This is a genomic window from Mesorhizobium sp. M4A.F.Ca.ET.090.04.2.1 (genome assembly GCF_003999085.1).
Lineage (GTDB): Bacteria > Pseudomonadota > Alphaproteobacteria > Rhizobiales > Rhizobiaceae > Mesorhizobium.
In genome coordinates this window covers 1-18,630 of record NZ_RZOT01000037.1, presented here as the reverse complement: position 1 = coordinate 18,630, position 18,630 = coordinate 1, and the positions used below count along the sequence as shown (strand labels likewise).

18 protein-coding genes and 1 pseudogene are annotated in these 18,630 nt (G+C 64.8%); 14 read left to right on the top strand and 5 right to left on the bottom strand.

The window, feature by feature from the left end:
* A partial coding sequence (locus EN781_RS04925; RefSeq protein WP_281034359.1) for a DpnI domain-containing protein occupies positions 1 to 418 on the bottom strand: 418 nt, incomplete at its 3' end.
* An 81-nt stretch (positions 419 to 499) separates the two neighbouring features.
* On the opposite strand from EN781_RS04925, the gene EN781_RS04920 reads away from it, so the two are divergent.
* On the top strand, positions 500 to 781 hold the full coding sequence (locus tag EN781_RS04920) for a hypothetical protein (protein ID WP_126055011.1): 282 nt from the start codon (positions 500 to 502) through the stop codon (positions 779 to 781).
* A gap of 102 nt (positions 782 to 883) precedes the next feature.
* On the opposite strand, the gene EN781_RS04915 is transcribed toward EN781_RS04920, so the two are convergent.
* Entirely contained in the window at positions 884 to 2,317 is a 1,434-nt protein-coding gene (locus EN781_RS04915) for an aldehyde dehydrogenase family protein (RefSeq protein WP_126055012.1), read from the bottom strand.
* Between the two features lie 339 nt (positions 2,318 to 2,656).
* Between EN781_RS04915 and EN781_RS04910 the strand changes: the two genes are divergently transcribed.
* Positions 2,657 to 3,667: a YeiH family protein gene (locus EN781_RS04910; RefSeq protein ID WP_245455690.1), complete on the top strand. Its 1,011-nt coding sequence runs from the start codon at positions 2,657 to 2,659 to the stop codon at positions 3,665 to 3,667.
* A 50-nt stretch (positions 3,668 to 3,717) separates the two neighbouring features.
* Here the strand turns inward: EN781_RS04910 and EN781_RS04905 are convergent, their stop codons facing one another.
* Positions 3,718 to 4,215 carry a GAF domain-containing protein gene (locus EN781_RS04905; protein ID WP_126055013.1) on the bottom strand — a complete coding sequence of 166 codons (498 nt, stop codon included), beginning with the start codon at positions 4,213 to 4,215 and terminating at the stop codon, positions 3,718 to 3,720.
* Positions 4,216 to 4,319: 104 nt separating this feature from the next.
* Positions 4,320 to 4,928 (bottom strand): hypothetical protein, encoded by a 609-nt coding sequence (locus EN781_RS04900; RefSeq protein WP_127399824.1) that lies wholly within the window; start codon positions 4,926 to 4,928, stop codon positions 4,320 to 4,322.
* A 262-nt stretch (positions 4,929 to 5,190) separates the two neighbouring features.
* On the opposite strand from EN781_RS04900, the gene EN781_RS04895 reads away from it, so the two are divergent.
* From EN781_RS04895 to EN781_RS04855, 8 genes are all read left to right on the top strand, one after another.
* Positions 5,191 to 6,087, top strand: coding sequence for a GlxA family transcriptional regulator (locus EN781_RS04895; protein ID WP_245455692.1), 897 nt, complete (start codon positions 5,191 to 5,193; stop codon positions 6,085 to 6,087).
* Between the two features lie 176 nt (positions 6,088 to 6,263).
* Positions 6,264 to 7,559: a Xaa-Pro peptidase family protein gene (locus EN781_RS04890; protein ID WP_126055016.1), complete on the top strand. Its 1,296-nt coding sequence runs from the start codon at positions 6,264 to 6,266 to the stop codon at positions 7,557 to 7,559.
* Positions 7,560 to 7,839: 280 nt separating this feature from the next.
* A complete protein-coding gene (locus EN781_RS04880) occupies positions 7,840 to 8,517 on the top strand; it encodes an isochorismatase family protein (RefSeq protein WP_126055017.1) in 678 nt (225 codons plus the stop codon).
* 10 nt (positions 8,518 to 8,527) lie between these two features.
* Positions 8,528 to 9,607 carry an alpha/beta hydrolase gene (locus EN781_RS04875; RefSeq protein ID WP_127399823.1) on the top strand — a complete coding sequence of 360 codons (1,080 nt, stop codon included), beginning with the start codon at positions 8,528 to 8,530 and terminating at the stop codon, positions 9,605 to 9,607.
* A 227-nt stretch (positions 9,608 to 9,834) separates the two neighbouring features.
* Entirely contained in the window at positions 9,835 to 11,475 is a 1,641-nt protein-coding gene (locus EN781_RS04870) for an ABC transporter substrate-binding protein (RefSeq protein ID WP_126055019.1), read from the top strand.
* A gap of 126 nt (positions 11,476 to 11,601) precedes the next feature.
* A complete protein-coding gene (locus EN781_RS04865; RefSeq protein WP_126055020.1) occupies positions 11,602 to 13,287 on the top strand; it encodes a hypothetical protein in 1,686 nt (561 codons plus the stop codon).
* Between the two features lie 81 nt (positions 13,288 to 13,368).
* The gene (locus EN781_RS04860) at positions 13,369 to 14,202 is read left to right on the top strand and encodes a hypothetical protein (protein ID WP_126055021.1); all 834 of its coding nucleotides are present in this window, start codon (positions 13,369 to 13,371) and stop codon (positions 14,200 to 14,202) included.
* 24 nt (positions 14,203 to 14,226) lie between these two features.
* The gene (locus tag EN781_RS04855; protein ID WP_189347322.1) at positions 14,227 to 14,454 is read left to right on the top strand and encodes a hypothetical protein; all 228 of its coding nucleotides are present in this window, start codon (positions 14,227 to 14,229) and stop codon (positions 14,452 to 14,454) included.
* A 110-nt stretch (positions 14,455 to 14,564) separates the two neighbouring features.
* On the opposite strand, the gene EN781_RS04850 is transcribed toward EN781_RS04855, so the two are convergent.
* Complete coding sequence (locus EN781_RS04850; RefSeq protein WP_245492322.1) at positions 14,565 to 15,434, bottom strand: hypothetical protein; 870 nt, start codon at positions 15,432 to 15,434, stop codon at positions 14,565 to 14,567.
* A 60-nt stretch (positions 15,435 to 15,494) separates the two neighbouring features.
* Between EN781_RS04850 and EN781_RS04845 the strand changes: the two genes are divergently transcribed.
* The 4 genes and pseudogenes from EN781_RS04845 to EN781_RS04830 form a co-directional block, all read left to right on the top strand.
* Positions 15,495 to 16,127: a DUF4129 domain-containing protein gene (locus EN781_RS04845; protein WP_210211272.1), complete on the top strand. Its 633-nt coding sequence runs from the start codon at positions 15,495 to 15,497 to the stop codon at positions 16,125 to 16,127.
* Positions 16,124 to 17,320 (top strand): DUF4350 domain-containing protein, encoded by a 1,197-nt coding sequence (locus EN781_RS04840; protein ID WP_126055023.1) that lies wholly within the window; start codon positions 16,124 to 16,126, stop codon positions 17,318 to 17,320. Before EN781_RS04845 ends, EN781_RS04840 begins: the two co-directional genes overlap by 4 nt.
* Positions 17,307 to 18,263 carry a MoxR family ATPase gene (locus tag EN781_RS04835; RefSeq protein WP_126055024.1) on the top strand — a complete coding sequence of 319 codons (957 nt, stop codon included), beginning with the start codon at positions 17,307 to 17,309 and terminating at the stop codon, positions 18,261 to 18,263. Before EN781_RS04840 ends, EN781_RS04835 begins: the two co-directional genes overlap by 14 nt.
* A pseudogene (locus EN781_RS04830) lies at positions 18,260 to 18,630 on the top strand (DUF58 domain-containing protein); the annotation flags it as partial. The gene EN781_RS04835 and the pseudogene EN781_RS04830, both read left to right, overlap by 4 nt.

The following is an 18,630-nucleotide window of genomic DNA, read 5'->3' as shown; positions in this document are numbered from 1 at the left end:
CAACCCAACCCGCTCTCCTCGCTGTCGGCGCCAGTGGGTTCCTTTTCTCGATGATGTCTGGTACGAAAAAATGCTTTGGAACAACGCAAACATGCCTTACTGCTTTTTGCGTCAGATCATAATTCAGCAATATCAAATTCGGGTTGGTCGATGATGCCAATCTGTCAATTTTGGTAAAATAGGCTCCGTCGGCGACCTTCGTGCCGAATGCCTTCTTTTGGCTTTTCAGCTCGAATTGATCACTGCAACTGCTGCAGAAAAAGTCGGCAACAGGTAAATTAGCAGCGAATTTTTCTAGACGGGAGCTTCCACAATTGGGGCAATAAATCCATTGGGAGGCCCACTGCTCAGTCCAAATTCTGGCTTGTTGTGATCCACTGTTATATTTTGCTTGTGTCTCTTCAAAACCAAATTTCATTCGCGATCAAAGCCATCTGTTAGCAGACGCCAATAAACCTGAACTTACAATTCGGCAATGGACGATCAAGAGCAAGCCGGAATGATCACCGCCTTCGCCGAGAAGGAAGGCTACAAGCCAGGCAGCAAATACATCGCTACCAAAATGAGTGGAAACAGTGCTGCCGGGCTCGCCGGAAACATTTTGGTCGGAGGCTTGATTGGCGTCGGTGTTGATGCGGTGACCGGCGCAACGTTGGATCATTTTCCGAACCCTCCGGTGATAACCTTGGTTCCCGTCGACGCCGTCCGCCAGAGCACCAAGGCGGTGGTGCCGCCTCCGCCGCCGCCGCGAGAAACAACAGTGCGCCGAACTGGAGTCTGAGAGAAAGGCACATGAGCCTATCCGGCAGTGGCAAAGCCGGTACCGATGACGCCGCATTGGTATCACCGGTGTTGATCACCGATCTGCAGATGTAGCCGAGTTCTACTCCGCCGCCTCGTACCCCGCGATGCCCTTGATCTCGAGAAAATCCTCGAGCCCATACTCGGCGTATTCGCGGCCGTTGCCGGACTGCTTGTAGCCGCCGAAGGGCAGGCCGGCGTCCCAGGTCGGGTAGTTGATGTAGACGTTGCCGGAGCGCATGCGGGCGGCGACGGCGCGCGCCTTCTCGATGTCCCTGGCCTGGATGTAGGAGGCAAGGCCGAAGACGGTGTCGTTGGCCTGCTCGACCGCCTGCTCGACCGTGTCGTAGGGCATGATCGCCAGCACCGGCCCAAAGATCTCTTCGGTGGCGATGCGCATGTCGTGCGTGACGTCGGCGAAGACGGTCGGGCGGACAAAGTAGCCGCGGTTGAGCTCGGCCGGGCGGCCGGGGCCGCCGGCGACAAGCGTGGCGCCCTCGTCGATGCCGCTCTGGATCAAAGCTTGGATCTTGTCGAACTGGAGCTGGCTCACCACCGGGCCGAGCTTCGAGCCCGGCGCGTCGGCCGGGCCGACGGTGAATTTCTCGGCCGCCGTCTTAGCATAGGCGGCCGCCTCGTCGTGACGGTCGCGCGGCACGAACATGCGGGTCGGCGCGTTGCAGGACTGGCCGCTGTTGCCGAAGCAGCCGGCGACTCCCTTGGTGACGGCCCTTTCGAGGTCGACATCGGGGAACAGGATGTTGGCCGACTTGCCGCCAAGCTCCTGGTGCACGCGCTTGACCGTGTCGGCGGCGGCCTTGGCGACCAGGATGCCGGCCCGGGTCGAGCCGGTGAACGACATCATGTCGACATCCGGGTGGCTGGCCAGCGCCTGGCCGACGGTCGGGCCATCGCCGTTGACGAGATTGAAGACGCCCTTCGGCACGCCGGCCTCGTCGATGATCTCGGCGAAGATGATGGCGTCGAGCGGCGCGATCTCCGACGGCTTCAGCACCATGGTGCAGCCGGCGGCGAGCGCCGGGCCGACCTTGCAGGTGATCTGGTTCAGCGGCCAGTTCCATGGCGTGATCAGGCCGACGACGCCGATCGGCTCCTTGACGATGAGCGAGGAGCCTTTCACGTGGCGGAACTGAAAACTCTTCAGCACCTCGGCCATCTTCTCCAGATGCGCCTGGCCGACGCCAACCTGGCTGTCCAGCGCCATCTGGCGCGGCGCGCCCATCTCGCGCGAGATTGCCAGCGCCAGGTCCTTGCTGCGCTTCTTGTAGACCTCGATGACGCGGTTGAGGATATCGAGGCGCTCCTCAACCGAGGTGAAGCCGAAGCTGTTGAAGGCGCGCCTGGCGGCGGCTACCGCCTTGTCGACATCGGCCTTGGTGCCGAGCGAAATCTGCGCGAAGGCGTCCTCGGTGGACGGATCGATGACATCGAGATTATTGGGCACCACCGGATCGACCCAGGCGCCGTCGATGTAGAACTGCAGATTGTGAGACATGCTTTTCGCTCCCTGTGGGCCAGCGGGCTTCGCTTGTGGCGAGTGATCGTCGTATACGGCCAGAAATAACGATGCGGCAGCCGCCCTGTCAAACGCAAGCGGCGGTGATTGAGCCAGCGTGTGGAATTCGCCATCGATACCGCCCAAGACAATGCGGCGGTTTCGGGAAAACGACGTCTATTAAGACAGGACCGTGCTCAATCGTTCGGAAAACTCGATCATTATAACTCAAACAATTCGTTGGAAAGATTGGTTTCGGAATGGCATTCCCACGACGAAGGCGCCTGGAGAACCCCTTTGCCCGTCCTGCCCGCCACCGCGAACAATCTTCCAAACGGCCTGACCTCCACCGGCAGTAGCTCTGCCCTGACTTCGATCTCGTCCGGCGTCGTCCCGGGGCTTGTGCTGGCGGCGATGATCACCAGCGTCGCCTATTCGGCGCGCAATGTCTCCGGCTTTGCCCTGCTCAGCCCGATGATCCTCGCCGTGGTGGCCGGCATGATCTATTCCAACGTGCTCGGCACGCCCGCCCATGCCAAGGCCGGCATCGCCTTTGCGCAGCGCCGGCTGCTGCGCTTCGCCATCGTGCTGCTCGGCTTCCAGCTGACGCTCGGCCAGGTCGCGGCGATCGGCATTGGCGGCGTCGGCATCATTGCGGCCACACTCGGCGCCACCTTCGTCTTCACAATCACGCTCGGCCGGCTGATCGGCGTCGACCGCAAGCTGGCGCAACTGATCGCCGCCGGCACCTCGATCTGCGGCGCCTCGGCGATCGTCGCCACCAACATCGTCACCGAGGCGCGCGACGAGGACGTCACCTACGCGGTTGCCGGGATCACGCTGTTCGGCACCGTCGCCATGCTCGGCTTCCCGCTGCTGGCGCCGGTGCTCGGCCTCGACCAGCACGCTTTCGGCTTGTGGGCCGGCGCGTCAATCCATGAGGTGGCGCAGGTTATCGGCGCCGGCTTCCAGGACGGCGCCCAGGCCGGCGAGACGGCGACCGTCGCCAAGCTGACGCGCGTCGCCATGCTGGCGCCGATGGTGATCACGCTCGGCCTGATGGCACGCCGCGGCAACGCCGACGGCTCGGCCGCGAAGCCGCCGATGCCGTGGTTCGTCGTCGCCTTCGTCGCGGTGGTGGGGCTGAACAGCCTGGTCGCCATGCCGGCCGCAGTGCATTCGGCGATTGCTTTGGCCACCCAGATCATGCTGACCATGGGGCTCGCCGCCATGGGCCTCCAGGCCGACATCTCGCAGCTCCGCTCGCGCGGCCTGCGCCCACTCGTCCTGGCCTTCTCGGCCTTCCTGTTCATCGCGGCGTTTAGTCTGACGCTGGTGAAGTTCGCCTAGTGGGCATGTTGAGATTCAGGTCAGGCCGGCCTCATCTAAATATCAATGCCCTAATCCTCGAAGGAGCTTGCCGCGACAAAGATCGCGGCCAGCTTCTCGATGCCGGCCTGGTCGTCCTTGTCGAAGCGGCCGGGCAGCGGGCTGTCGAGGTCAAGCACGCCGAAGACGCCGTCATTGTCCCTGAGCAGCACCACCAGTTCCGAGCGCGAATCCGCGTCGCAGGCGATGTGGCCGGCAAAATCGTGGACGTCCTTGACCAGCATCGACATGCCCAAATCAACCGCCGTGCCGCACACGCCCTTGCCCACGGCGATGCGTACGCAGGCCGGCTTGCCCTGGAAGGGGCCGAGCACTAGCTCTTCGTCCGATTGCAGGAAGTAGAAGCCGGCCCAGTTGAGGTCGGGCACCATCTGGTAGATCAGCGCCGAGGTGTTGGCGGCGTTGGCGATCGGGTCGCGCTCGCCGTCGAGCAGCGCCTTCATCTGCGCGGCGAGTTCATTGTAGAAGGCCGCCTTGTCCGTGCTCTCGATGGTCTTTGCCGCAAACATCGCCATGCCTCCGTTGCCAGGGCGCAGAAGTGCCCGCTCGGCTCTCTCTGCCACCAAGCGAGCGGCGAGACTATCATGAATTCCGCCGCGATTTCGGACACGTGTCAGTTTTGCCGGCGTCCAAACACGCGGGCGACGCGGGCAAACGGGCCGGACGTCGGTGCGGCCGGCTTGACTGGCGGCGGCGGCGCGGCGGGCTCGGCGGCGGGATGATTTCTCTCGTCGCCCGCCATCGCCATCAGCGCCTTGTAGATCTCGAAGCCGGATGCCGGCCGCGCGCCCTGCATTCGCTGCCGGGTCAGTTCCGAACAGGTCAGGCTGCCGTCGGCGCCGATGATCTCGCCCATGGTCAGCTTCTTGGTGAAGCCGAAGAGATCAAAGACCGCATATTTGGCGGCGTGGGCATCATAGGCGCGGCTTTCAGCCTTGGCATGGATCTCCAGCAATTGCGGGATCAGGAACTGCGCCTTTTCCGGCGAGGCTTCGCCTTCATAGGGCAGCAGGCTCCAGCCGGCCCCCAGCATCATCGTCCTGATCTTGTCGGGCTCGCGCCGAAGGGCGACGATGGTCGCGGGATCGACAAAGGCCGGGACATGGTTTCCCTGGACGTTATGGGCGATACCAACCTCGTCCAGCAAACGCTTGCACTCGGGAACGAGCCAGACGGCCTTCGGAAAAATCGATTGGAATTCGAAGTCGTAGTTCAGTTCCATCGGAAAGCCTCCGGCGTTTCATCACCTTGACCTTGCGTCAAGTCTCGCAATTTCCGCTTAAGGTTTGCCTATCTTGCTTGGTGAACGGCTGGTTGACTGGCGTCCCCGTTGCCAGCCGGCCGGGCCACCCGCTACAGTTCCAGCCGCCTCAGGAAAGAGCATCGTGACTTCCAATCCCGCCAACCGCAAACGCGACCGCGCGCAGCCGGCGGCGGGCGAAGCCCCCCTCGCCTTCGCCGTGCTGGTCTTTCCCGGCTTTCCGATGATGGCGTTTTCCTCGCTGATCGAACCGCTGCGCGCAGCCAATGTGCTCGCCAAGCGCGAGTGCTACCGCTGGGTGATCGTCGGCGCGGATCCCGGCACGGTCGAGGCCTCTAACGGCGTCGTCATCCAGCCCGGCTTTTCGGCGGCCCATGCGCCGAGGGTCGACCGCATCGTCGTCTGCTCGGGCGGCGATGCCGACCATCTCGTCGCCGATGAGGCGGTGAGCTGGATCCGCAAGAGCCTGCGCGGCGGCGCGCACATCGGCGCGGTGGCGGATGCAGCGTTCTTCCTCGCCCGCGCCGGCCTGCTCGACGGCCATGCCTGCACCCTGCACTGGACCAGCCAGGCCGCTTTCACCGAGGCTTTCCCGGACATCGAGCTCAGGCGCGATCTCTTCGTCATCGACCGCAAGCGTTTCACCTCGGCCGGCGGCGTCGGCAGCCTCGACATGATGCTGGAGATCATCACTGGCGACTATGGCGCCGAGCTCGCGGCGGGCGTCGCCGAATGGTTCGTGCACAGTCCTTTGCGATCGAGCGTCGACCGCAAGCTGATGCCGCTCAGGCTGCGCACCGGCGTGCAGAACGAGCTGGTGCTGTCGGCCATTGCGATCATGGAGGATGCGGTCGAGGAGCGGCTCGGCATGGCGGAGCTGGCGACAAGGCTCGGCGTCTCCTCCGACAAGCTCGAGCGCAATTTCCGCGCCGAGCTGGATATCTCGCCCAACGGCTATTACCGGCGGCTGCGGCTGAAGCGCGCCGCCGACCTGCTGGCGCATTCGACACTTATGGTGCGCGATGTCGCGCTGGCGTGTGGGTTTGCCTCGATGTCGAGTTTTGCGCGGGCATTTCGGGAGGAGCATGGGCACGCGCCGAAGGCGATGCGGCGGCAGTAGCTTCTTCGCTTGTGCTGAAATGGTGAGACGCTGGCGGGACCGAGGGGGCGCGAAAGGATCACGGTGCTATCGTTTCCCATCCGCCACGCCTGCGGCATCCGGCACGACATTTGCGGGAATTCGCACACACTTCCTGTGACGCATAGCCCATGTTCTCCCCTTCAGGAGGCACCGCCATGAGCATCGTCGTTTTCGACCCCGACAGCACCGAGGATGTGGACTTCAAGGATCGCATGCGCCATCCGGCGGCGGCCGATCCGGCGGGCGGCATGTGGCTCTCCGACACCGAGCCGTCCTTCATCGATGCGGATGCGCTGCGCAAGGGCCGTCTCGCCAAGCTGCGCGGCTGGATGCGCGAGGCGGGCTATGGCGCGGTCGTTTTGTTCGACCCCTACAACCAGCGCTACGCCACCGGCTCGCGCAACATGTTCGGCTACTTCCTGCGCAACTCGACGCGCTATTTCTTCATCCCGACCGAAGGGCCGGTGATGCTGTTCGAATATCCGCAGAGCTACCATGTCTCGATGGTGCTCGACACGATCGACGAGGCGCGGCCGTCGAAGCTGGTGTGGTCATCCGTCTCCGGCCGCGACGACGAGACCGCCGGGCCGTTCGCCGACGAGATCGCCGAGCTTCTGAAGAAGCATGGCGGCGGCTCGATGAAGCTCGGGCTCGACCGCTGCAGCCATCTGCAGGCGCTGGCGCTCGAAAAGCGCGGCTGCGAGGTGCGCGATTGCCAAGGCGAGATTTTGGCGGTGCGCGCGGTGAAGACGCCGGAGGAAGTCAAATGCCTGCAGGCGTCGATGGCCGGCGCCGAGGCCGCGGTGGCGGCAGTGCGCGAGGCGATCAAGCCCGGCGTCTCCGAAAACGAGCTGTTCGCCATCATGTATGGCGAGGTGATCCGCCAGGGCGGCGAGTTCATCGAGACGCGGCTGCTCACCTCCGGCCAACGCACCAATCCGTGGTTCAGCGAGGCGAGCGGCCGCAAGATCAGGCCGGGCGAGCTGGTCGCGCTCGATACCGACACGATCGGCTGCTACGGCTATTATTCCGATTTCTCGCGCACCTTCCGCTGCGGGCCGGGCAAGCCGACCGCCTACCAGAAATCGCTCTACCGCATGGCGCACGACCAAGTGCAGCACAATATCGGCATCGTGAAGCCCGGCATGGCTTTCCGCGAGATCGCCGAGAAGGCCTGGAAGATCCCGGACCGCTTCGTCGACCAGCGCTACACTTCGGTCATGCACGGCGTCGGCATGCATGGCGAGACGCCGTTCATCGCGCACTCGATGGACTACGAGACCTATGGCCGCGACGGCATCATCGTGCCCGGCATGGTGGTCAGCGTCGAAAGCTATATCGGCGAGAAAGGCGGCCGCGAGGGCGTCAAGCTGGAGGACGAGATCCTGATCACCGAGACCGGGACGGAGTTGCTGTCGCGGTTTCCGTATGAGGACGAGTTCTTGGAATGAGCGATTTGATGCCGATACGCTCTGTTGGCGCCGCCCATACGCTATCGCAGGCCTTCGAGATTGGCCGCAGCAAATGTGACGTCGTCATCCTAGGGCGAAGCAAGGAGCGAAGCGACGCGGCGCAGACCCTAGGATCCATGCCGTTACTTCGGAGCGTTGCATCGGTGCAGAATTCTGTTCCGCTGCATTTTTCGTTAGAGGTAACGGCATGGATTCCAGGGTCTTCGCAATGCCGCTTCGCGGCTGCTTCGCCCTGGAATGACGAAGCGCGAGCATCCGCATGAAAAGCCCGATCTCCATCCGGCGCGGCAAGGTGGCCGCAGTGTTCATCGATCTCCAGGAAGAGCATCGCAAGGACGAGCGCTATCTGGTCGACGGCTTCGGCGACATCCTCGCCAATGTCCAGCGGCTGCAGGCGGCGGCGCGGCGCAATTTCGTGCCGCTCTACCACTTCGCCTACATCGTCGACCTTGCCGAGGCGCGGCCGTTCCATCCGGTGGACGCCAGCGGCAAGTCGGCCTTCTCCGACAAGGACGATCCGCTGACGGCGATCTGCGCGGAAGTGGCGCCGGCCGAGGGCGAGACGATGCTGGTCAAGACCGAGGCCAGCGCCTTCGGCAACGGCGCCTTCACCGACCGGCTGAAGACGGCGGGCATCGAATGGCTGGTGATTGCCGGCGTCTGGACCGAGGCCTGCATCGACGCCACGGTGAAGGATGCGGTGGCGCGTGGTTTCCGCGTGCTGCTGGTCAAGGATGCCTGCGGCAGCGCGAGCGCCGCCATGCACCAGACCGCCATCCTCAATCTCGCCAACCGGCTCTATGGCGGCGCCGTCACCGGCACGCTCGATGCCTGCCGGCTGCTGGCGGGCGACACGGTCGATGCGTGGCAGGTCGAGGGCTCGGTGCCGCTGCGCTTCACCTACGACAATGCGGCCCGGCTCTACGACGAGCTCTGACGGCAAGCCGATGGGCACGAACCAACTCGAAGCGGCCAGGTGGGGGAAATACGCCACCCTGCTCGACCCGGAGCTGTGGGACTATATCGACCAGGTCAATGCCTGGTTCCCGCCCGCGATCGTGGCGCAGCCGATCGCGGAGCAACGGGCGGTCTACAACGCGATGTGCCGGGCCTTCCATCCAGGCCGTCCGGCTGATGTCACGGTGAGTGACGGCGTGGTCGCCGCCGACGGCCGCGACATCGCGATCCGGCGCTACCGTTTGGCCGGCAAGGCGTCGCGGGCGATCGTCGTCCACTATCACGGCGGCGGCTTCGTGCTCGGCGACCTCGACAGCCATGACGACATCTGCGCCGAGATCTGCGCCGCCACCGGCTTCGAGGTGATCTCGGCCGATTACCGCCTGGCGCCGGAGCATCTGCATCCCGCCGCCTTCGAGGATTCACTCGCCGTGTTCGAATGGATGGCCGCGACAACCAGCCTGCCGATCGTGCTCTGCGGCGAGAGCGCCGGCGGCAACCTCGCCGCGGCCGTCGCGCACGCGACGCGCCACAGCCAGCGCCGCGCCGCCGGTCAGGTGCTGATCTATCCAGAACTCGGCGGCGAGACAGGCCGCTCCTATATCGAGCACGCCGAGGCGCCGCTGCTCAGCCTCAGCGATATCGAGTTCTACCGCCGCATCCGGTCCGCGCCGGGTCAATCGCTGGACGATCCGACCTTCTCGCCACTGCGCGACAGCGATTTTACCGGCCTGCCGCCGACCTTCATCATCACCGCCGAATGCGATCCGCTGTCCTCCGACGGCGAGGCCTATCGCGGCCGCATCGTCGCCGCCGGCGGCTCGGCCTGGTGGCAGGAAGAGCCGCTGCTGGTGCACAGTTTCCTGCGCGCCCGCAACAGCGTGCCGCGCGCCGGCGAGGCGTTTGCGAGGATTATTGCCGACATTGCCAGGCTGGGCGCCGGCGATGAGGCGCCAATCTCCCCCCAAGTGGGGGAGATGGCCGGCAGGCCAGAGGGGGGCGCGAAGGATCGCGGCCCCTCAGAATCCTTAGGATTCAAAACCATTCGTCATCGCAGCGGCGCTGAATAGCCGAGATGCTGGGCGGGACAGCGCCCCCCTCTGCCCTGCCGGGCATCTCCCCCACAAGGGGGGAGATTGGCGCTACCCTCGTGCGGAACAGCGCACAAGAACTGCGGAAAAGCGAACATTTCCCGGCGTAACCCCGCCCTATCATCGCCGCAGGCCAAGGGCGCTCCGGCGGTCGCATCCGTCCCCGCACTGTGACAGGCCGGGGCGCCCAACAGGAGGGAACGACGATGAAATTCATGCTGACCGACAGGAAACTGCACCCGCGAGCCGAGCCGATCGCCGCCGACTTCCGGAAAGGCGGCATCAGCCGGCGCGAATACTTCGCCATCATGGCCGGCTTCGGCGTCAGCGCAGCCGGAGCACTGGCACTCGGCGTGCTTACCCCCTCGCCGGCCCGAGCCGAGGAGCCAAAAAAGGGCGGCACCTTGCGCGTCGCCATGAACGTCAAGGGTTTCAAGGATCCGCGCACTTTCGACGGCGTCGAGATGTCCAACGTGGCGCGCCACTGCAACGAATATCTGGTGCGCTGGAACACAGACTTCAGCTTCGAGCCGTGGCTTTTGGAAAGCTGGGAGACCAGCGACGACGCCAGGACGATCACGCTGCATGTGCGCAAGGGCATCACCTGGTCGAACGGCGACACCTTCAACGCCGACGACGTCATCCACAATCTCACCCGCTGGTGCGACGCCTCCGTCGCCGGCAACTCGGTCGCCGCGCGCATGGGCGCACTGGTCAACGCCGACACCAAGAAGCCGGTCGATGGCGGCATCGACAAGGTCGACGACTACACCGTCAGGCTCAACCTGCCCAAGCCCGACATCTCGCTGATCGCCGGCATGGCCGACTATCCGGCGCTGATCATGCACCGCTCCTATGAGGGCGACGGCGACCCGAAGAAGGCTCTAGCCATCACCACCGGCCCTTGCGAACTGGTGAGCTGGGATGCCGAGACCGGTGCGGAGGTGAAGCGCAAGGACAAGCCCTGGTGGAAAGGCGAGTTCCATCTCGACGGCATCAAATGGGTCGACTACGGCTCCGATCCCAACGCCATGCTGTCGGCCTTCGAATCCGGCGAGATCGACACCGACCACGAGACGGCTTCAGACGCCGTATCGCAGACCGAAGAGATGGGGCTCGAAAATTCCGAGATCGCCACCGGCTCGACCATCGTCGCCCGCTTCAATGTCGGCAACGCGCCCTATGACGACGTCAAGGTACGCCGTGCCGCCCAGCTTGCCGTCGACAACTCGGCCGTGCTGAAGCTCGGCATCGACGGTCGCGGCAAGCCCGCCGACAACCACCATGTCGGCCCGATGCATCCGGAATTCGCCGATATCGGCCCAGCCAAGCGTGACGTGGATGGTGCCAAGAAGCTGCTCGCCGAGGCTGGCAAGGCCGACCATGAATTCGACCTCATCTCGGTCGACGTCGAATGGCAAAAGAGCACCGGCGACGCGATCGCCGCGCAGATGCGCGAGGCGGGCCTGAAGATCAAGCGCACCGTGCTGCCGGCCGCCACCTTCTGGAACGACTGGAGCAAATACCCCTTCTCCTGCACCGAATGGCTGGGAAGGCCGCTCGGTGTCCAGGTGCTGGCGCTGGCCTACAAATCGGGAGCTGCCTGGAACGAAAGCGCCTATGCCAACAAGGAGTTCGACGAGCTCCTCGACAAGGCGCTGGCAATGCCGGACGCCAAGGCGCGCAAGGAGATCATGGCCAAGATCGAAGAGAATCTGCGCCAATCCGGCATCATCATCCAGCCATACTGGCGCTCGGTCTATCGAACCTACCGCAAGGGCGTGCATGGCTGCGAGCAGCACCAGTCGCTAGAGCAGCATTTCGAGAAGGTGTGGCTGGAGTCCTGATCCCTCCCAGGGTGGCAACCCCGGCCGGCGTGGCTCAACCGGGGCCGCGCCGGCCGTTGCCATGTGCGCCCATTCATCACAGATTGCATGCGGCCTCAGACCGGCGAACGCGAGAAACAGTCAGGGATGGATCACTTCGACCTCGGCACCTACCGCCGCCCAATCTCCACATCCTCGGCGGAGACGCAGCGCTGGTTCGATATCGGGCTGAACTGGTGCTACGGTTTCAACCACGAGGAAGGCATAAGATGCTTCGCGAAGGCGCTGCGGACTGATCCCGATTGCGCCTTCGTGCACTGGGGCATCGCCTATGCCGCGGGGCCTTTCTACAATCTGACCTGGAAGGAGCATGGCGAGGCCGAGGCCGACAGGGCCACCAGGCTTTGCTTCGACCATGTCCAGCTTGCGCTCGCCGGCAGCGCTCGATCCAGCGCTATTGAGCGGCGGCTGATCGAGGCACTCGCCCACCGGTTCCAGAAGCCGCATCGCATGGCGCCGGCGGAATTCGCGCTGTGGGACGACGCCTATGCCGCCGCGATGCGACAGGTCTATCGCGATTTCCCAGACGACCATGACGTGATGGCGCTCTTCGTCGAGGCGCTGATGATGCGCACCGTCAGGCGGCTATGGGATCTCAAGACCGGCAAGCCGGCGCCGAATTCGGACGTGCTGGAGGCTCTCGAGGTCTGCGAACGCTCTATCAGGCGCTCGGACGAGGCCGGCACGACGCCGCATCCGGCGGCCCTGCATCTGCACATCCACCTGCTCGAAATGTCGACCCAGCCCGAGCGTGGCATGCGCTCGGCCGAACGGCTTGGCACGATGTGTCCCGATGCCGGCCACATGAACCATATGCCCGGCCATATCCATGTGCTGTGCGGCGAGTATGAGAAAGCAAAACTCGCCAGCGAGAAGGCGGTGCGCGCCAACGACCGCTACCTCGCCCATGCCGGCGAGACGACCTATTACCTGCTCGGCTGCTGCCACGACCTGCATCTGATGATGTTCGCCTGCATGTTACTCGGCCAGTACCGCCCCGCGCTGTGGGCGGCCGACAAGGTGCGCGGCCTGGCGACGCGCGATGTCGTGAGCATTCCCGACCGGCCGAAGCTGACGCAGACGGTGGAAGGCTACCATGCGATGAAATCGCATGTTCAGGTGCGCTTCGGCCGCTGGCGGGAGATCATCGACGAGCCGATGGTTGTCGAGCCCGAACTCTATGTGCTGACTACCGCCATGCAGCACTACGCCAAGGGCGTCGCGCATGCTGCGCTGCGTGCGTTCGCGGCGGCGGAGCACGAGCGCGAGCGCTTCCACCAGCATCTAAGCCGCATCCCCGCGGAACGGCGCTTCCTCAGCAACCCGACGCACGCATCGCTGGCCGTGGGCGCCGCCCTGCTCGACGGCGAGCTCGCCTACCACCAGGGGCGGCATGACGAGGCCTATGTTCATTTGCGACAGGCGGTCGGGCTCGACGACAATCTCTCCTATACCGAGCCGTGGGCATGGATGCATCCGCCGCGCCATGCGCTGGCGGCGCTGCTGCTCGACCAGGGCCATGCCGAAGAAGCCGAGCAGGTCTATCGCGACGATCTCGGCCTGAGTGGCGCGGTTCAGCGCTGCGCCCAGCATCCGGACAATGTCTGGGCGCTGCACGGGCTGGTCGAATGTTTGAGGCGGCGCGGCGAGACCGACCAGTTGCCTGGGTTCCAGGCCAGGCTCGCCACCGCATTGGCAAAGACCGACTTGCCGATCACCTCGTCTTGCCTGTGCAGGACAAGCGTGCATTCAGGGCCCGACTGCTGCCATTGAAGATGGCCCGCCCCTGTGCGCCGTCACCATTCTCGCGTACACAAGTCCTGATCCAACCCGGCCCCGCGACGTGAGAACCCCATGCGATTGCTGCTAAGTAGTCTCTTCCTCGGCATCGCCGCCGCCAGCCTGTCGCCCGCCCGGGCCGCGGCGGACGATTGCGGCGATGCCGCCGCGCTGGTGCAACTGGCCTATCCCGGGGCCCAGAAGAGCGCCGACGAAAGATCGTTCACGCTGGAACCCCATACCAGCATCTCCCTGACGCTGCGGGAAGGCGACAATTCATTCGGCCTGGTCTGCAAGGTCTGGCCCGCCCATGACGACCTGCTGCTTGTCGCAGTGCCCCTGATCGACAGCGCCAAGTCCGGCGACGGCCAGCATGTCGGTGATATCGAGATTCTCGTCCTCGACATGAACAGCCTGCGGGTGCGCCAGCGCCTGCTCCAGCCCGGGCTGATGAATGATGATGCCATCTACATCCGCAAGATCGAGTTCGATACCGGCCGATACAGGCTGGCGACCGATGTAAGCGCCTTCGGCCTGCGCATCGAAATGGCAAGCGATTCTCGGCCCAATCCCTTCCGTGAAACCGACCTCAGGCTCTATGCCCTCACCCGCGATGGGCTGCGACTAGTGCTCGACGGCCTCGTCGTCGACAGTTTTGGCGGCGAAGGCGACGCCAGTTGCGCCGGATCCTTTCACTCCAGCAAGGCCAGCCTGTCGATGCGATCGGCGAGCCATCGCGGTTATCGCGACATCACCGTGGTCGAGCGGAGGGATACCGACGAGCCCGCCCTCGACAAGAACGGCGAGTGCCAGCCGCACCCCGGCAAACCGGTGAAGCGGACCTACCGGCTGCGCTTTGATGGCAGCCGCTATCCGGTTCCGGCGGCGCTCAAGGCCTCGGAGCCGTGAAAGAGCCGCTCGCGCCATGATCGGGTGGCAGCGCATCTCAAGAGCCGTGCCGGCAACGGCAGGCCGACGCGGATCGGTGAGGCGATCCTCGCCGGGCTCAGCCGCGACGGCACGCTCACTGTCGCGGCCAACGTGCCCCATGTCATCGGCCGCAAGGACGATATGCCGTGCCGATCCATGGCGACGATCGCGGCATCCCGGCCGTGCTGGTCGGGATGCGGCAGGACCTGCCGGCTGACCACCAGGGCGTAGAGGCCTGGGCCAAGCGGCTCGCCGCCGCGCTGCCGGCCGGGCAGACGGCCTGAAGCGACCCCGACGTTGCCTACTTCATGATGTGATAGGCCTGCAGACCGCCTTCCCGGTCACGAGAAGATTTCCGCCAGTTCCTCGACGCTGGTGCCTTCCTTGACCTGGCGCAGCTCGATGTAGCCGACCGCCGTGGCCGTGGACATCACCATCGAGACCACGCTTTGCACCAGCGCAGCCAGAATGGCGGCAAGGATTCCGTGGAAGAAGACGACAACCACCGCCGTGATCGACTGGATCACCATGGCTATGATGAAGAGGATCACGAACAACCCGAACAGCGCCCAGCGGCTGCCCTTGGTCAGGACACGGCTGCGCGACATAGAGCCGAACACACCGAGCCGCTCCTGGATCAGGACCGGCACCGCCACGGACCAGCCGAGCCATAGGATGATGCCCGGAACGAGCAAGGCGATAGCGGCAAACCCGGCGCCAAGACCGACCAGAATGCCTATCCCCAGGGTCGGCAGCAGGTAGCGTATCGCGATCGTGATGCAATCGCCGAAGGATGGTGGCTTGCCGTTCAGATCCTCGATAGTTGCCCTCACAAGCGCCGACTGAAGCAGCAGCGCGCAAATGAAGGATACCAGTCCGGCGACGATGCTGACCCAGGAATTGCGGAACATCGCTTCAGGATCGGCCGCCGCGCCAGGGTCGGTCTGCAGCATCACGTCCACGCGCGATTCGGTCCAAAGTTGCGCGAGAAGCGCCGGCAAGCCGGAGAACAGCGCGGCAAGGCCGACATATAGTCCTATGTTGCGGCCAATCACGGAAAAGGTGTTGTTGAACACCCTGCCGATCTGGAATTTCTCAGGCCGTGTCAGTGTCGTTGAAGTCATAAGGCACCCCCTTTTAACCACCACCGCATAATGGCTGGTTCTCACGATAGTAGATGTGACAAGATTAACAGTTGGCGTCCAGCCCACTTGCAATTGTCTTGCCGCATTGCCAGTGTCGGCGCTGCGGGTTTGCAGGGGAGCAAATGGGTGGCAGTTGCACAGCCGGGCAGAGTGGACGCCGAATGGCTGGCGAAAGTGCACAAGCAGCTGCTGGCCGACACGTCCATCCAGTTCGACCTGCCGGCCTTCGCGCAGCCCCAACCTCCGGCCTGGCTGAAGCCGCTGCTGGATTTCCTGGCGCAGCTTGGCCCCTATATGATCTACTTGTTCTGGGGCGCGGTGATATCGGGCGCCGCGATTATCCTGTTCCTTATCGTCCTGGAGGTGAAAGGCGTCGCCTGGCGCCTGCCGTGGCGGCGCGCGCGCAGCGAAGCGGATACGGAAGAGCAATGGCGCCCCGATGCCGCAGCGGCGCAGATCCTGCTGTCGGAAGCCGACGCGCTTGCGGCGCGCGGCGACTATGACGAGGCGGTCCATCTCCTGCTTCGCCGCAGCGTCGCCGACATAGCCGGGCGCCTGCCCGACTTCCTGCGTCCCTCGCTGACGGCGCGCGACATCGCCAATGCTCCTTCCCTGCCGGCGCGGCCACGCGGCGCGTTCAGCGAGATCGCGCGAATCGTCGAGGCCGCGCTGTTCGCCCGCCGGCCCGTCGGCGCCGAAGGCTGGCAGCAAGCGCGCGGCGCCTATGAGCGGTTCGCCTTCGGGGATGCCTGGGCATGAGCGCGCCGGCGGCCGAAACGGCACAGGAACCGTTCAGCCGCAGGACGCTGTTCTGGGGCATTTTCGCGAGCCTGTTCGCGGCGGCGGGGTTCTTCCTGCTGTCGACCTATGCGCCGGATTTCCGTACGCCCGGCAATGGCGGCGCGACGCCGCTCTCCAAGGGCGGCTCCGGCTATGCGGCATTGGTGGAATGGGTAAGACTGACCGGCGGCCTGCCCTTCATGGCGCGGACCGAGGCGGACCTCTCCAGGCACATCTTGCTGATCGTCACCATCGCGCCAGAAAGCGATCCGGCGGCGCTCAAGAACATCATCGATCTTCGAGAAGAGCTGCCAACGCTCTTCGTGCTGCCCAAATGGCAAACCATGCCGATGGAAACGCACGAAGGCTGGGAGATGAAGATCGAGCGGCTGCCCACGCTTGTCGTCAATGAATGGCTTGGCCGCATCGCCGGCATGAAGCTTGGCGAAGGCAAGGCCGCTGTCGGGCAGCTCGACATCGAAGGCCACATGGTTGCCGCGCCGGCGGATCTGCAATGGGTGGCGGATGACGATCCGATCATCGCGGCAGGCAATGGCAAGTCGGTGCTTACGAAGCTCGCCGACAAGCCGTTCTACGTCTTGACCGACCCCGACCTGATCAACAATGCGGGATTCAAGGATCCTGAAAAGGCAATCGCGGTGTTCGAGCTGTTGGCGTCGCTGGACAGAATCGGGGTCATGTTCGACCTGACACTGCATGGCGCCGGGCGCAAATACGATCTCGCCAAGCTTTTGGTCGAGCCGCCCTTCCTGGCGCTGACGCTGTCGATCCTTGCCGCCGCGGCGCTGGCCTTCCTGCATGGTCTTGGCCGCTTCGGCCCGCCGCGCGCCGAAGGCCGGGCGATCGCCTTCGGCAAGCGGGCGCTGGTCGACACCACGGCGATGCTCTTCAAGCGCGCCGGACGTCTGGAGGAACTGGGCGATCGCTATGGCGCCCTGATGCGGCAGCGTGCCGGCGCGCTGCTTGGCGCGCCACACGGGCTGCAGGGCGAAGCGCTCGACCGCTGGCTCGATTCCCGCGACAAGGGCGAGGCCCAGGGGTTCACGACGCGGCTCAAGGCCGCGAACAATGCCAGTTCGCTGGCGGATATGCATGAGGCAGCCGAGCGGCTGCACGACTGGACGGCAAGGAGGCTCGGTGAACGTCGATGATGTGAAGGCCCTGGCGACAGCGATCAGGGAAGAAGTGGCGAAAGCGATTACCGGCCAGCACGACACGGTCGACCTGATGCTCACCGCCCTGTTCGCCGGCGGGCATATATTGCTCGAAGGACCGCCGGGGACCGCCAAGACCATGACCGCGCGCTGCTTCGCGCAGGCGCTCGGTGTCGCCTATGGGCGCATCCAGTTCACGCCGGACCTGATGCCCGGCGATATCGTCGGCTCCAACATCTACAATTTCCAGAGCGGGCAGTTCACGCTGACGCGCGGCCCGATCTTCTGCGATCTTCTGCTTGCCGACGAGATCAACCGCACCCCACCGAAGACCCAGGCCGCCCTCTTGGAAGCCATGCAGGAGCACGCTGTCACCTTCGACGGCACCACCCATTCGCTCGGCCGCAATTTCATGGTGGTGGCGACGCAGAATCCCATCGAGCATCAGGGCGTCTATCCGCTGCCGGAGGCACAACTCGACCGTTTCCTGTTCAAGCACCGGGTGAGCTATCCGGACCTGCAGGACGAGCGCGCCATCATCGTCCATCACGGCGGCGGCTCCGCCTCGCACGACATCGCGCAATACGGCATCAAGGCCCGGACCGACCGCAAGACGCTGGAAAAGGCGCTCGAAACCGTCGGCTCCGTCACCCTGGTCGACGACGTCGTCAACTATATCGCGGCGCTGGTGCGCGCCACACGCGAGAGCCCGGACCTGGAGGTCGGCGCCAGCCCTCGCGCGGGCGCCATGCTGGCGCGGGCGGCGCGGGCACGGGCCACGCTCGACGGTCGCGCTTACGTGATCCCGGACGACGTCAAGGCGCTCGCCGTGCCGGCGCTGCGCCATCGCGTCATCCTTTCGCCGGCCGCGCAGATCGATGGGCGGCTGGTGGAGCAGATCGTGTCCGATCTCGTCGACCAGACGGAAGCGCCGCGGTGATCTATCCGAGCGGCAGAGCGGTCTGGGCGGCGGCGGTGGGAGCGATCCCGGCGTTCCTGATCGCGCTTGCGCTGCCGTCCTTCTGGTATCTCGGCCTGCTCTGGATCTGCCTACTGCTTGGCTTCCTGGCGGTGGACGCGGCCGCCGGACGCGGGCGCGCCTCGCTCAGCGCCAGCCTCGACGCGCCGCCGCAGGTCGGCGTCGGCGGCCGTTTCGCTGTCCATGTCGCCGCCAGTCTCGGCAAGCAGGCGCGCAAGCTGCAGGCGCGCGTCGGCCATGATCAGCGGCTGGAGCCGATCAACGGCACCGGCGGCGTGCTGCCGGCGGATGGCGGCACGCTCGACCTCGAATTCACGGCGCTCAGGCG